We start from the raw sequence: 13,616 nt of genomic DNA, 5'->3' as shown, positions 1-13,616 counted from the left end.
TTATAAAAAGCCAAGAATGCCGACATCGCATTCTTGGCTTTTTTAATTCACTGAATTAACCCCTTAGGACTGCACCTGCTTTTTCTTCAAGTGCCTCTAGCACCTTAGTATGTGCTTTAACCACTTCTTCATCTGTTAATGTTTTTTCAGGATCAAAATATTTTAATGAGAATGCAAGGGACTTCTTCCCTGCTTCCATCCGCTCTCCTTCATAAAGGTCAAAAACAGATACTTCTTTTAACAGGCTGCCGCCTGCTTCCTTAATAATGGATAGTAAATGTCCTGATGACACTTCCTGATCCGCTACTAAGGCGATATCTCTTGTAATAGAAGGGAATCTAGGGATCGCTTCGTATACAAGCGGTGCTGTTTCAGCAAGGAGCGACTCTAATGATAATTCAAAAACATAAGTAGCTTTTAAATCAAGTTCCTTCTCAACGATCGGATGAACTTGACCAATATAACCGCAAGCCTTGCCGTCAATCAGCACTTCAGCTGTTCTGCCCGGATGCAGGCCATCTCTTTCAGTTTGACGGAATTCAATGCGATCATTAATTCCAAGCTTGTCAACTAATGCTTCCACAATTCCTTTTAACACGTAGAAATCAACAGGTTTTTTCTCGCCCTGCCATGGGTGGTTTACCCATAATCCTGTTACAGCACCTGCCACATGCTCTTTTTCTTCTGGAAGCTGATCTTTTCCGGTTGATAAAAAGACCGAACCAATTTCATAAACAGCCAGGCTGTCATTTTGACGTGCTGAATTATATTTCAATACCTCAAGAAGCTGAGGAACTAAGCTTAACCGTAATACACTGCGCTCTTCGCTCATTGGCATTGCAAGCGGCAGAGGCTCACGGACTTCAAGAGCAAACTGGCTTGCTTTTGCTTCGCTTGTTAAAGAATACGTAATGGCCTGGTATAATCCAGCACTTTCAAGCGTATTGCGGACGATTCTGCGAGATTGCTGATACTGTGTAAGACCGCCTTGGGTAGTAGACCCAACTGGCAACGTGGATAAAAGATTATCATAGCCATAGAGTCTTGCTACCTCTTCAATTAAATCTTCACCAATTGTGATATCTCCTCTGCGGGTAGGAACCGTGACCGTAATTTGTCCCTGTTCGGCAACAGCCTCGAACTGCAGACGAGTGAAAATATCCACAACTTCCTCTGATTTCAATTGTAAACCGAGAACTTGGTTGATTTTATCAATCGATACTTCTACAACAGCGGGCTCTATTTTCAATGTATTTGCTTCTGCACTGCCAGCAAGAACTTCGCCTTCTGCATATTGCTGAAGCAATACAGCCGCACGCTCTGCAGCCGCACGCACACGATTCGGGTCAACCCCTTTTTCAAAACGTGCACTTGCTTCACTGCGAAGACCATGATCTTTAGAAGCTTTTCTAACTGTGCTTCCTTTGAAGTAGGCTGATTCAAGTAAGACTGTTGTTGTATCTGCTTGAACTTCTGAGTTTGCACCGCCCATGACACCGGCTAATGCCACTGGCTCTGTTCCGTTTGTGATCACAAGGTGATCGCTGGAAAGTGTTCTTTTCGCATCATCAAGTGTTACGATCTCTTCGCCATCTTTAGCTCTTCTGACTACAATTTCTTTTGACCCAAGCTTATCATAATCGAAAGCATGAAGAGGCTGGCCATATTCAATCAAAATGTAGTTCGTAATATCGACCACATTATTATGCGGGCGTATGCCTGCAGCTGTCAGTCTTGCTTGCATCCATAGCGGAGATGGCTTTACTCTTACATTCTTGATTACTTTTGCAATATATAATGGATTGTCTTCAGCAGCTTCAGCCACTACAGAAATATAGTCTTCTGCCTTTTCAGCCGCTTCTGAAGCTTTTCCTTCAGGAAGATTTACGTCTCTGCCTAAAATGGCAGCAACCTCATATGCTACACCAAGCATGCTTAGGGCATCTGAACGGTTCGGTGTTAAGCCAAGCTCAAGTACTTCATCATCACGGTGAAGTTCTTCTAATGCATTCTTGCCAACTTCAACGCTTTCAGGAAAAACATAAATGCCTTCCGCATATTCCTTTGCCACAAGCTTGCTTTCAAAACCAAGCTCCTGCAGGGAACAGATCATTCCATTGGAAGCTTCTCCGCGCAGTTTAGCCTTTTTAATTTTAAAGTTGCCCGGAAGAACAGCGCCAACTGTTGCAACAGCCACTTTTTGGCCTTTGTCTACATTCGGAGCTCCGCAAATAATCTGCACAGGCTCTTCTGCACCAATATCAACAAGACATTTATTCAGCTTATCGGCATTCGGATGCTGCTCTCTTTCAAGCACATGTCCGATTACAACACCGCTGATTCCTTCTGTTAACTTTTCTACACCTTCGACTTCAATTCCGCTTCTTGTAATCTTTTCAGCAAGCTCGTTTGCAGTTATGCCAGAAAGATCGACATAATCCTGGAGCCATTTATATGAAACATACATGTGTTTTCCTCCTGACACTTATTCATGAATTGAGAATTGCTTTAAAAACCGGACATCATTTGTATAGAAATGACGAATATCATCAATACCGTATTTCAGCATCGCAATGCGCTCAACACCCATTCCAAATGCAAAACCTGAATATTTCTTTGAATCGAATCCAGACATTTCAAGAACATTTGGATGTACCATTCCAGCGCCTAAGATTTCGATCCAGCCTGTTTTTTTGCAGATGTTACAGCCTTTGCCTCCACATTTGAAGCAAGATACATCGACCTCAACAGAAGGTTCTGTGAAAGGGAAGAAGCTAGGACGCAGACGAATTTCTCTGTCGCTGCCAAACATCGCTTTTGCAAAAACTTCAAGCGTTCCTTTTAAGTCACTCATACGGATATTTTCATCTACAACTAAGCCCTCAATCTGCATGAATTGATGAGAGTGTGTTGCATCATCATGGTCACGGCGGAACACTTTCCCTGGGCAGATAATCTTAACCGGCCCTTTGCCTTCGTACTTTTCCATCGTTCTAGCTTGAACCGGTGAAGTTTGAGTACGAAGCAAAATGTCTTCGGTAATATAGAAGGAATCTTGCATATCACGAGCAGGATGATCCTTCGGCAAGTTTAAGGCTTCAAAGTTATAGTAATCCTTTTCCACTTCTGGCCCTTCTGCCACTGTATAGCCCATCCCGATAAATAAATCTTCAATCTCTTCCACCACACGTGTTAGTGGATGATGATTTCCTGATTTAACAGGTCGTCCCGGCAATGTAACATCAATCGTTTCTGCAGCTAACTTTGCAGCAACAGCAGCTTCTTCAAGGTTTTTTTGCTTCGATTCGATAGCAGCAGCAATCGCATCTCGCACTTCATTTGCCAATGCACCCATTTTTGGACGCTCTTCAGCTGATAATTTTCCCATTCCTTTTAAAACTTCTGTTATTGGACCTTTTTTTCCTAAATAAGAAACCCGGATCTCATTTAGCTCTTTAAGATCACCTGCTGTGTTCACGCGTTCGAGAGCTTCAGTCTGCAACTCTTTTAAACGTTCTTGCATGTATAATAACCTCCTTTTTTTGGACAAACAAAAAAACCTAATCCCTATAAAGGGACGAGGTTTTGGTTCGCGGTACCACCCTTTTTAATACATGTAAACAGGGGAACCCGCGTATATGTATTCGCTTCATTGAGATAACGGCCAGATGCCGGTGCATCTTTACATAGCCAGATTGCTATGGTCCCGATGCCAACTCTGGAGGTGAATGTTCACTTGCATCCCTTTTAAAAACACTTGCAGTCAAGGTGTTTTCTCCCTAAAAAAGTTTGAGCAGGCTACTTTTCTCCGTCATTGTTTTTTACATATAATTTGTTGTTAATTATAGTACATTCTTTTACAACTTTCAAATCGTTTTAAGCAAATTTACTGCCCATTTCAAGAGCGTAAATGATACATTAAAATACCTGCAGCAATTGATACGTTTAAAGACTCACTCTTTCCGAAAATCGGGATATACAGATTTTCATCTGTTTCAGTTAAAAGTTCCGGATTGACACCATTGCCTTCATTTCCGACTAATAGAGCGAAAACGTCACGTTTATTGATTTCTGTATATGGACGGCCATTTTCCAATGCAGTTCCGTACACGGCTGCACCCTGCTGTTTGAGCTTAGGAATCAATACACCAAGATCCTCCCCGATGATCGGCAGATGAAAGTGACTGCCTTGGGCTGAACGCAGAACTTTTGGATTGTACATATCGACGCTGCCTTTTCCGACGAAAACAGCATCCATACCGGCTGCATCAGCTGTTCGGATCATTGTTCCTAAGTTGCCGGGATCCTGTACCGCATCAATTAAGAGAAACTTCCTTCCTTCTTCAAGAACGCTGTCATATGTTTTCTGTTCACAGACAGCAAAGATCCCTTGTGACGTTTCAGTATCAGAGAGCAGCTGAATGATCTCATTACTGACAACATTGACAGGGATATCTCCATAGTTCCATGCTGCGGGCAGTTCTACTTGTTCTCCCATTATGATTTCTGCAATGCTGCCGCTATTTAATGCTTCCTCGACAAGATGATAGCCTTCTACTAGAAAAGTAAGCGTCTTATCTCTCTCTTTTTTTGTCAAAAGTTTTTTCCACTGCTTAACCTTTTGATTTTGTGCAGAGTGAATATAGTTCACAGTGTTCTCTCCTTTTTCTAACATCAGTTTGTCTATTATAACGTAAATACCATACATAATAAATCGGAGAAAAGAAAAACTATGAACGTAATCATGAAATTGGAAGGAGTGTAAAAAAATGAACTTGAATCTGCGTAATGCCATTCTTCATAATGTTTCTGGAAACAATCAGGATGAATTAAAGGATACAATTGTTGATGCGATCCAAAATGGGGAAGAAAAAATGCTGCCTGGTCTTGGTGTTCTTTTTGAAGTCATCTGGAACAACTCTTCTGAGGAAGACAAACAGGAAATGCTGCACACGCTTGAAAGCGGCTTGAAATAAGAGAAGCTCTGTATACATGAGAAAAATCCGCAGACATGCATCTGCGGATTCTTTTTATCAATCAAATTTCAGGCTATTAACTGTATCTTCATCTAATCGCTTAATGACTTCTGCAATTAGTTTCACTGCATTCTCGTAATCGTCACGATGAAGCATTGCTGCATGTGAATGGATATATCTTGTCGCAATTGTAATGGATAAAGAAGGAACACCGTTATGTGTCAGGTGGATCGCACCTGAATCTGTTCCGCCTCCAGGCACAGCATCGAATTGATATGGAATATTCAGCTCATCTGCAGTGTTTGTTACAAGATCACGCAAGCCTTTATGTGATACCATGGATGCATCATAAAGGATAATTTGTGGTCCTTTGCCCATTTTGCTTAAAGCTTCTTTTTCTGTGATACCAGGTGTATCCCCAGCAATTCCAACATCTACGCCAAAACCGATATCAGGCTGGATCGTCTGTGCAGCTGTTCTTGCACCGCGCAAGCCAACTTCTTCTTGGACTGTTCCTACTCCGTATACCACGTTCGGATGCTCAGCATCTTTTAATTGTTTTAATACATCAATTGCAATTGCACAGCCAATGCGGTTATCCCAAGCTTTGGCAAGCAGCATTTTTTCGTTGTTCATCACTGTAAATTCAAAATAAGGAACAACCATGTCACCAGGCTTAACGCCCCACTCAGCTGCTTCGTCACGGCTTGTGGCACCAATATCAATAAACATATCTTTGATATCTACAGGCTTTTTACGAGCTTCAGCTGAAAGGATATGCGGTGGCTTTGAGCCAATTACGCCCGTTACATCCCCTTTGTTTGTTACAATTGTGACTCTTTGGGCAAGCATAACTTGTGACCACCAGCCGCCAACTGTTTGGAAACGAAGAAAACCTTTGTCATCAATACTTGTAATCATGAATCCTACTTCATCTAAATGGCCGGCAACCATAATCTTTGGTCCGCCTTCTTTGCCTGTTTTCTTGGCAATTAAGCTTCCTAATCCATCAGTTGTTACTTCGTCTGCAAATGGAGTTATGTATTGTTTCATTACTTCGCGAACTTCACGCTCATTGCCTGGAATTCCTTTTGCATCCGTTAAATCCTTCAGCATGGTTAACGTTTCATCTAATTTAGCCATTATTTCGACTCCCTTAATATGTATTCCACTTCATTATACTAGACTGCCCTGTTAATGTGCAAAAATTCAGCTAATAATTTTCTTTTTGTCTTTTATAGTTTACTTCATTTTTTTCAAAATAAGCCTGTTCAATATCAGCGGCTGAAAAGCCAAGTAGTTGGCCAAGCTGTAAATACACTAAGAAAAGCTTTTCGTAAGACTCCCGAGTTTTTTCTGCCCTAAACTGATGAATCTGTTCAAAAACAGCAAGAAATTGTTCATTTATGTCATTCTGATCAGCTGCTTCAATAACCGGAGCAGCTGCTTCAAACTGAAGCTCTATTCCAAGTGATAAAATAAAATGAACTCCATCTACATATTCTTCAAGAATTGTTTCCTGGGCAGCAGCTGGCTTTACACTCCAAAACTTGAAGCAGCGTGTTTCATTTGCCAGTTCTCCAAGTTCTACCAGCAGAGCAAGCACTTTACGGTCAAATAGGTTTTCATTATTTAATTCATGTTTGGTCTCAATATGAGCATCCAGTTCTTTTTGCATGTTAAATAGTCTTTCAAAATTCATTCCAGCACCATCCTATCTTGATCAATCACACATTGATTCTATATAAAAGAACCGATATATGATAAATTTTATAATAAATATAAAAAAGTTGAAACTTTTTTGAAGTTCATTCGTACTTAGTAGCAAATCGCATTTGGAGGGCTTGTTATGATGTGGCTGTTGCGTCTGTTGCTTTTAGCAATCATCATCTTTTTAATATACACTGCTGTTAAATATTTATTAAATCCAAAAAGAAAGCTTGAACTTGCCCATGAGCAGAAGCGTTATTATTTCTATGATGATGAAAATAACGTTCATAAGAATTTCTTAGTAACATATAAAGGAGTTCTTTTTGAAGGAGAGAAGTACTTAGGTACCACTGCGGCTTCTTTCGATGTTGTCTCGATTTTTGTATGGCCGCATAAAGTCACGGCTCTTAAGGGGCTTGTAAAAGAAGACTTCTTATTTATTGAAAAGAAAATTTCAGAGCAGTATCCTAGTGCAAAAATTGATTGGAAAAGTCCTGTTAAGGAATTTATGCAATAGGAAGACCTGTTGTTAACAAAAGGTAAACACGAATTTGTGTTTACCTTTTATTATGTTCTATTAAGAATTGTACTTTTATTTGCTGCTTATGTTGTCGGCAGCAGGTTTGATAATCGGTTTAGGCGCTGTTTAGAGGTTTCAATCAAGAACGCAATCTTAATAATTAAAGAAATAATCCTTTTAATTAAGCTTGAAAGTGTACTCAAATTGTATCCCTCCACATCTTTTTTAGTGTCCGGATGGTCCGACACTAACGTTAATACCTTCTAGTGCAGTATCCTTTATTCATTTTCCTTCTTAATAATCTGTGAACGGCCTTCCATTTGCGGCGGCTCCTCGAACCAGCCATACTTAATCTTGAGCTCGATCCCTTCCTGTGCATAAAAATAAACATCTTTTGCTAATAACATGGATTTCATCGCAAGATCATTTCTTAAGCTGAAAAAGCCGCCTGTTCCAGATCCAATAAGACCGAATCCATTAAGAATATAAATGCAGTGCATCATTAACTTATCTGAAAACGGCGGGACTGTTGAAGTCGTTACCGTGGCCCCTGACTTCGCTGACAGCTGAATATCTCCCTCCAAAAGTAATTCCTGCATTGCTTTTATTTGTTTCTTAGCGAGCTCCTTCCCTTTTATAAAGTATTTCTTTGCATCTTTATTTTGTGCACATTGAGCAAACCCCATGATCAGCTGCATTCCAATATTATTCGCTTCAAGATTATGGTGAAGGATGCCAACCTCCAGATCATTTAAAGGCCTTTTATCACCTATTAACTTAAAACCTGCCATATAATTCTTATTTCGAATCACTTCCGTTTGTTTCGGTACCGTTACGAATGGCGGCGGAACCAAAATGCCTTTTTCAAGTAAATACGATGTGGATAGCTTATAGATTTTCTGAGTAACTGTAGTGAGTCCCTCATAAATTCCCATAACCTTTTTATTGTAGGTCATATTCATGCCAAGCGTGTAAAGGCCCATACTCACTTCCTTTAATATACGGACAAACATGATATCGAAGCCGTTATCGTATAATTTCGGAGCCTCCAGATTAACATCTTCTGAAGTAAATCCTATTGGTTTAACCATTCCTTGCTCAGAAAAAAGATTCTCCATTTCAGTCACATAGAAATTAAGCTCTTGCCATAACCCGCCAAGAATATTTCTGGCTTGAGGATCCTCTGCCTTTTCAATGAAATATTCCAAAAATCTCATAATTAGTGTTTTCTCTTGATAGGTCTGCCAAATGGAACCTATTTCCGAGACATTAAGCTTATTGGTTTGTACCATGCCATGTACCTCCTGAATCCTAAAAAATATCCCTACTATTAATTTGTCATTTATTTCTAGAATATCCAATAACGAAAATACGATACCCATTGTCAGGAGACTAATGAATCCTATTCAATCGAGATTTATCTAAATTGAAAAAGCACTTTCCGATTGGAAAGTGCCTAGTGGATGAAAACCAAATCATTATATGTTTATGCTGCTTCCTTAAAAAACTCCGTCCATTTAATCACGGTTACTTTTTCACGCAATAAATAACAAAGCAGGGTAATGACACCTATAATGACGATGATCATGGTCGGTGTAAATCTGCTGATAAACTGGCCAAACACGGTATAGAATACTGCAAGCGGAATATTTGCAATGACCGTAGCTTTTGCATACTGTGGAAACCTTTTGCATTTTTCCATTATACAAAAGCTGATCAAATGATAATGGAGGAAAGGAACAAGCCTTAACACTGCCGCTTGGGATACGTTTATATTTCGGTATTCCCCAAACCAGCGCTTTTTTAAATTCGATAACTTCCCATGTGTGTTTGGCAGCCTATGAATCAAAAAGAAAAACAAAAAGCTGCTGAGGGTTAAGCCAATTAAGGAAAAAAGCGCACCAAAAACACTGCCAAACATCACTCCTCCTGCTACACAGACAAGCGGAACCGGAATAAAAAGAAACTGCCTTACAATATGAAAAAGAATAAATGCCATTGGAGCTAGAATTCCTGCGGTCTCCACCATCGTTAACAGTACCGCCACCTTATTTCACCCCTTCATTATGCTTAAGTCATGATGTCTACTCTAGCATATGGGGAGAAATCAGCGGTTATGACAACTTGGATTAAGAAAGCGATCAGCCTACAGTATGTCCTATCTGATTCCTGCTGGTTATGAAGTTAAATGATGTGCGGTAAAAAATATAAAATAACCAGCTGAATAATAGTAAGCAAGGGCAGACCTATTTTAAACTGAGTATGCTTTGTTTTATGCCTAAACATGTTCATGCCTACTGTCATCCCCGCTGCACCAAAGAATATGGCGACTGTCCATAGAGTTTTTTCACTGATTCGGTACTCCTGTTTGACCGCTCTTCGCTTATCGATCATCATGATCAGAAACCCGACGATGTTTATAGCAATAATAATGAATGCTGCTGAAATTAATATCATACCTGTACCTGCTTCTCTTTCGTTTTAAGTTGAGTATACGTTCTAAAAGTATAAAAAGCCATTCTCATGAAAGAGAATGGCTTTTTTAGAAGCAATTACTTGCTTAAGTTTTGTTTTGCAACTGCAGCTAATTCAGCAAATGCTTTTTCGTCAGCGATCGCTAATTCAGCTAGCATTTTGCGGTTTACTTCGATGCCTGCAAGCTTTAAGCCATGCATTAAACGGCTGTAAGAAAGACCGTTCATGCGAGCTGCTGCGTTGATACGAGTAACCCATAGTTTACGGAAGTCGCGCTTTTTCTGGCGACGGTCACGGTAAGCATACATTAAAGATTTCATAACCTGCTGGTTAGCAACTTTGTATAATGTATGTTTTGAACCGAAATAACCTTTAGCTAATTTTATAACTTTTTTACGACGTTTGCGAGTAACAGTACCGCCTTTTACACGTGGCATTAAATTTCCCTCCTAATATCGGATATTACTTAAGATTTACTAATAAGTTACGGATGCGCTTGTAATCGCCTGAAGAAACAAGAGTTCCTTTACGAAGTTTACGCTTTTGCTTTTGAGATTTATTCGCGAACATGTGGCTTCTGTAAGCGTGAGAACGCTTCAGCTTACCAGAACCTGTTCTTTTGAAACGCTTTGCAGCGCCGCGGTGAGTTTTCATTTTTGGCATTTGGAATTCCTCCTCTTACTTGTCGTTTTTCGGTGCTAGCACCATGAACATGCTACGGCCATCCATTTTAGGATGTGATTCTACCGTTCCAACTTCAGAGCAAGCCTCTGCAAATCGGACGAGAACGCGCTGGCCGATTTCTTTATGTGTAATTGCACGACCTTTGAAACGAATCGATGCCTTTACTTTATCGCCTTTTTCAAGGAATTTAATCGCATTGCGAAGCTTTGTATTAAAGTCATGCTCTTCAATCGTAGGACTTAGACGCACTTCTTTAATACTGATGATCTTTTGATTTTTACGCGCTTCTTTCTCTTTCTTCTGCTGTTCGAATTTAAATTTGCCATAGTCCATAATACGGCCAACTGGCGGTTTTGCATTCGGTGCAACAAGCACAAGATCAAGATTTACACGAGCAGCAATCTCAAGTGCTTCATTTTTAGACTTGATTCCTAATTGCTCGCCATTCTGGTCAATGAGACGAATTTCGCGGGCGCGAATACCCTCGTTTAACAACATATCTTTGCTAATAGTTAGACACCTCCAAGGTTTAATCGGAACACAATGTTTGGGTCAAGATTGATTTGATCAGTAGCTTTGTTGGGGCAAGACGTATTCTTTAGCTCCACCATACTGTCGAATTCTGAAAGAAGCTGCTAGCTGCACCGGATCAAAGCTAAATGGGCAATAAAAAAAGTGCGGATGAAAACACCCACACTTACGTATATAAACAAAAAATGTTCACGTAAAACCTGCCAACTGCTATTTGCGTCAATCAGGTGAGAAGCGGGTGCTTCTTCTTTTCCTCAAACAGTATTCAATTTCCTTAGATACTATATCACAAAAGACAATAGGCTGTCAAACTGTCGTTTTTATTGCAACGAAGAAAATGATATCAAAATAATAGGGATTTGGCAATATAAATTTTTTCATTTTCTTTTTTAACATTTAAAAACGAGGTGATTTCCACTGCATGGCACTCGCTTTCCGCGGGTGAGAGGTGAGCTTCTCCCGCAGGAGTCTCGTGCCATTCCGTTTCAATCAATTGGCGTATTGCTAAAATTCTCTTTTTGACAAAGCAATTAATAACTGAACTTTTATCTCTTAACTTCTTTTGTAATATTCTCCAAGAAGTCTGCAAAGGAGATGGTTTCTGATTTTTGTTCGCCGTATTTGCGGACGTTGACTGCTTTTTCAGTTACTTCATTGTCTCCGACTACTAGCATATATGGTGTTTTTTGCACTTGGGCTTCACGGATTTTATAGCCGATTTTTTCATTGCGGTCATCAAGCTGGACACGCAATCCTTGTGCCTGAAGCTGTTCTTGCACTTCTTTTGCATAGTCGAAGTGCACTTCTGGTGAAACTGGGATCACCTGAACTTGTACAGGAGCGAGCCATGTAGGGAACGCACCTTTGTATTCTTCAATTAAGAACGCCACAAAACGTTCCATTGTTGATACAACACCGCGGTGGATAACGACCGGACGATGCGGTTTCCCGTCTTCACCAACATATGTTAAATCAAAACGCTCTGGAAGTAGGAAGTCAAGCTGAACTGTTGACAATGTTTCATCCTTGCCAAGAGCTGTTTTCACCTGTACATCAAGCTTAGGACCGTAGAATGCCGCTTCTCCTTCAGCTTCAAAGTAGTCAAGGCCGATTTCATCCATTGCTTCTTTCAGCATTGCCTGTGCCTTTTCCCACATATCGTCATCATCAAAATACTTCTCCGTATCCTGAGGATCACGGTAGGATAAACGGAAAGAGTAATCATTTATGTCAAAGTCTTTGTATACTTCTAAAATTAAATGAACAACACGCTTGAATTCTTCCTTGATTTGATCAGGACGCACAAAGATATGAGCATCATTCAATGTCATTCCGCGCACACGCTGAAGACCTGAAAGAGCACCTGACATTTCATAGCGATGCATTGTTCCTAATTCTGCAATACGGATTGGCAATTCGCGATAGCTGTGAATGCCATTTTTGTATACCATCATATGGTGCGGACAGTTCATTGGGCGAAGCACAAGCTGTTCGTTGTCCATTTCCATCACAGGGAACATGTCTTCCTGATAATGATCCCAGTGACCAGATGTTTTATATAAATCAACGCTTCCCATGATTGGTGTATACACATGGTCATAGCCTAGGCGTTCTTCTTTGTCGACAATATAACGTTCAATGTTGCGGCGGATGGTTGCACCTTTAGGGAGCCACATCGGCAAACCTTGTCCAACTTTTTGAGAAGTCATGAACAAGTTTAACTCTTTCCCAATCTTACGGTGATCACGCTCTTTTGCCTCTTCAAGCAAGCGAAGATGCTCAGCCAGATCTTCCTTTTTAAAGAAAGCTGTTCCATAAATACGCTGAAGCATTTTGTTATCGCTGTTTCCGCGCCAGTATGCACCTGCAATGCTCAGGAGCTTAAACTCTTTTAGCTTTCCTGTTGACGGAACGTGGACACCGCGGCATAGGTCAAAGAAATCTCCCTGCTCATAGATTGTTACCTTTTCGTCTGCCGGAATGGCTTCAATAAGCTCTAGCTTATATTCATCGCCGATCTCCTTATAAAGAGCGATCGCTTCATCACGGCTGACTTCTTTACGGACGATATCGATGTTTTCATTGATGATTTTCTTCATTTCTTTTTCAATTACCGGCAGATCTTCTGGTGTTAATGATTCTTCAATGTCCACATCATAGTAAAAGCCGCCTTCAATAACTGGACCAACACCAAGCTTCACGTTTTTATATAGACGTTTAATCGCTTGAGCCATTAAGTGAGCCGAACTGTGGCGCAATACTTCAAGCGCTTCCGGAGAATCATTCGTTACGATTTCAACCGCTGCATCTCCTTCAATTTCTCTGCGGAGATCGTACATTTCTCCGTTCACCTTGCCAGCGATTGCCTTTTTCTTCAGCCCTGGGCTGATGGACGCTGCAATTTCCTCAGTTGTTACACCATTGGCAAATTCTTTAATTGCACCGTCTGGAAATGAAATTTTAATCATTTCAGTCATCGTCTTTTCCTCCTAATGAATGGTAAAAGTTATGTTTTTCAGAAAAATAAAAAAACCCGTCCCTAAAAAAGGGACGAGTTATTATATACACGTGGTTCCACCCTACTTCTCATTTTCCCCATAGGAAAAAATGACTTGTAGAAAATAACGGATGTAATCCGCCAGCCCATTTCCTGGCCGGAGCTCGATAGGTGGTAAGTATCCGATCTATGCTAGGAAGGTTGCAGCCGTGCCTTCCCTCTC

General features: G+C 40.5%; 14 protein-coding genes and 2 other annotated features. Of the genes, 2 read left to right on the top strand and 12 right to left on the bottom strand.

Features of this window, described 5'->3' with window-relative positions:
• Positions 1-55: 55 nt before the first annotated feature.
• From pheT to A6754_RS06595, 3 genes are all read right to left on the bottom strand, one after another.
• Positions 56-2,467 (bottom strand): phenylalanine--tRNA ligase subunit beta, encoded by a 2,412-nt coding sequence (pheT, locus tag A6754_RS06605; RefSeq protein WP_066443073.1) that lies wholly within the window; start codon positions 2,465-2,467, stop codon positions 56-58.
• Positions 2,468-2,485: 18 nt separating this feature from the next.
• Positions 2,486-3,523, bottom strand: coding sequence for a phenylalanine--tRNA ligase subunit alpha (gene pheS, locus A6754_RS06600; RefSeq protein WP_066443072.1), 1,038 nt, complete (start codon positions 3,521-3,523; stop codon positions 2,486-2,488).
• 47 nt (positions 3,524-3,570) lie between these two features.
• Positions 3,571-3,824: a binding site (T-box leader), on the bottom strand.
• 74 nt (positions 3,825-3,898) lie between these two features.
• A complete protein-coding gene (locus A6754_RS06595) occupies positions 3,899-4,651 on the bottom strand; it encodes a TrmH family RNA methyltransferase (RefSeq protein WP_066443071.1) in 753 nt (250 codons plus the stop codon).
• Positions 4,652-4,769: 118 nt separating this feature from the next.
• Here A6754_RS06595 and sspI point away from each other — a divergent pair, with 118 nt between their 5' ends.
• Positions 4,770-4,976 carry a small acid-soluble spore protein SspI gene (sspI, locus tag A6754_RS06590; RefSeq protein WP_066443070.1) on the top strand — a complete coding sequence of 69 codons (207 nt, stop codon included), beginning with the start codon at positions 4,770-4,772 and terminating at the stop codon, positions 4,974-4,976.
• A gap of 57 nt (positions 4,977-5,033) precedes the next feature.
• On the opposite strand, the gene A6754_RS06585 is transcribed toward sspI, so the two are convergent.
• On the bottom strand, positions 5,034-6,119 hold the full coding sequence (locus A6754_RS06585; RefSeq protein ID WP_066443069.1) for a M42 family metallopeptidase: 1,086 nt from the start codon (positions 6,117-6,119) through the stop codon (positions 5,034-5,036).
• Positions 6,120-6,189: 70 nt separating this feature from the next.
• A complete protein-coding gene (locus A6754_RS06580) occupies positions 6,190-6,678 on the bottom strand; it encodes a dUTP diphosphatase (RefSeq protein ID WP_066443068.1) in 489 nt (162 codons plus the stop codon).
• A 147-nt stretch (positions 6,679-6,825) separates the two neighbouring features.
• Here A6754_RS06580 and A6754_RS06575 point away from each other — a divergent pair, with 147 nt between their 5' ends.
• A complete protein-coding gene (locus tag A6754_RS06575; RefSeq protein WP_066443067.1) occupies positions 6,826-7,203 on the top strand; it encodes a sigma-w pathway protein ysdB in 378 nt (125 codons plus the stop codon).
• 281 nt (positions 7,204-7,484) lie between these two features.
• Here the strand turns inward: A6754_RS06575 and A6754_RS06570 are convergent, their stop codons facing one another.
• The 7 genes from A6754_RS06570 to thrS form a co-directional block, all read right to left on the bottom strand.
• Positions 7,485-8,498: a DUF3231 family protein gene (locus A6754_RS06570; RefSeq protein WP_066443066.1), complete on the bottom strand. Its 1,014-nt coding sequence runs from the start codon at positions 8,496-8,498 to the stop codon at positions 7,485-7,487.
• Between the two features lie 194 nt (positions 8,499-8,692).
• Positions 8,693-9,253, bottom strand: coding sequence for a TVP38/TMEM64 family protein (locus A6754_RS06565; protein ID WP_257297421.1), 561 nt, complete (start codon positions 9,251-9,253; stop codon positions 8,693-8,695).
• Positions 9,254-9,390: 137 nt separating this feature from the next.
• Positions 9,391-9,663 (bottom strand): DUF1294 domain-containing protein, encoded by a 273-nt coding sequence (locus A6754_RS06560; protein ID WP_066443065.1) that lies wholly within the window; start codon positions 9,661-9,663, stop codon positions 9,391-9,393.
• Positions 9,664-9,758: 95 nt separating this feature from the next.
• Complete coding sequence (rplT, locus tag A6754_RS06555; RefSeq protein WP_066443064.1) at positions 9,759-10,118, bottom strand: 50S ribosomal protein L20; 360 nt, start codon at positions 10,116-10,118, stop codon at positions 9,759-9,761.
• Positions 10,119-10,143: 25 nt separating this feature from the next.
• Positions 10,144-10,344, bottom strand: coding sequence for a 50S ribosomal protein L35 (gene rpmI / locus A6754_RS06550; protein WP_009333215.1), 201 nt, complete (start codon positions 10,342-10,344; stop codon positions 10,144-10,146).
• A gap of 15 nt (positions 10,345-10,359) precedes the next feature.
• Entirely contained in the window at positions 10,360-10,863 is a 504-nt protein-coding gene (gene infC, locus A6754_RS06545) for a translation initiation factor IF-3 (RefSeq protein ID WP_066443063.1), read from the bottom strand.
• Between the two features lie 165 nt (positions 10,864-11,028).
• Positions 11,029-11,152, bottom strand: a sequence feature (ribosomal protein L20 leader region).
• A gap of 289 nt (positions 11,153-11,441) precedes the next feature.
• Entirely contained in the window at positions 11,442-13,373 is a 1,932-nt protein-coding gene (gene thrS / locus A6754_RS06540) for a threonine--tRNA ligase (protein WP_066443062.1), read from the bottom strand.
• Positions 13,374-13,616: the final 243 nt, after the last annotated feature.

This window comes from Cytobacillus gottheilii, assembly GCF_001636345.1.
Taxonomy (GTDB): Bacteria; Bacillota; Bacilli; order Bacillales; family Cytobacillaceae; genus Cytobacillus; species Cytobacillus gottheilii.
This window is presented reverse-complemented; position numbering and strand designations above follow the sequence as displayed.

Excerpts from the sequence above, each read along its gene's own strand:
- pheT (WP_066443073.1), bottom strand. The coding sequence starts at position 2,467 with ATGTATGTTTCATATAAATGGCTCCAGGATTATGTCGATCTTTCTGGC.
- pheS (WP_066443072.1), bottom strand. The coding sequence starts at position 3,523 with ATGCAAGAACGTTTAAAAGAGTTGCAGACTGAAGCTCTCGAACGCGTG.
- sspI (WP_066443070.1), top strand. The coding sequence starts at position 4,770 with ATGAACTTGAATCTGCGTAATGCCATTCTTCATAATGTTTCTGGAAAC.
- A6754_RS06585 (WP_066443069.1), bottom strand. The coding sequence starts at position 6,119 with ATGGCTAAATTAGATGAAACGTTAACCATGCTGAAGGATTTAACGGAT.
- A6754_RS06580 (WP_066443068.1), bottom strand. The coding sequence starts at position 6,678 with ATGAATTTTGAAAGACTATTTAACATGCAAAAAGAACTGGATGCTCAT.
- A6754_RS06575 (WP_066443067.1), top strand. The coding sequence starts at position 6,826 with ATGATGTGGCTGTTGCGTCTGTTGCTTTTAGCAATCATCATCTTTTTA.
- A6754_RS06570 (WP_066443066.1), bottom strand. The coding sequence starts at position 8,498 with ATGGTACAAACCAATAAGCTTAATGTCTCGGAAATAGGTTCCATTTGG.
- A6754_RS06560 (WP_066443065.1), bottom strand. The coding sequence starts at position 9,663 with ATGATATTAATTTCAGCAGCATTCATTATTATTGCTATAAACATCGTC.
- rplT (WP_066443064.1), bottom strand. The coding sequence starts at position 10,118 with ATGCCACGTGTAAAAGGCGGTACTGTTACTCGCAAACGTCGTAAAAAA.
- rpmI (WP_009333215.1), bottom strand. The coding sequence starts at position 10,344 with ATGCCAAAAATGAAAACTCACCGCGGCGCTGCAAAGCGTTTCAAAAGA.
- infC (WP_066443063.1), bottom strand. The coding sequence starts at position 10,863 with ATGTTGTTAAACGAGGGTATTCGCGCCCGCGAAATTCGTCTCATTGAC.
- thrS (WP_066443062.1), bottom strand. The coding sequence starts at position 13,373 with ATGACTGAAATGATTAAAATTTCATTTCCAGACGGTGCAATTAAAGAA.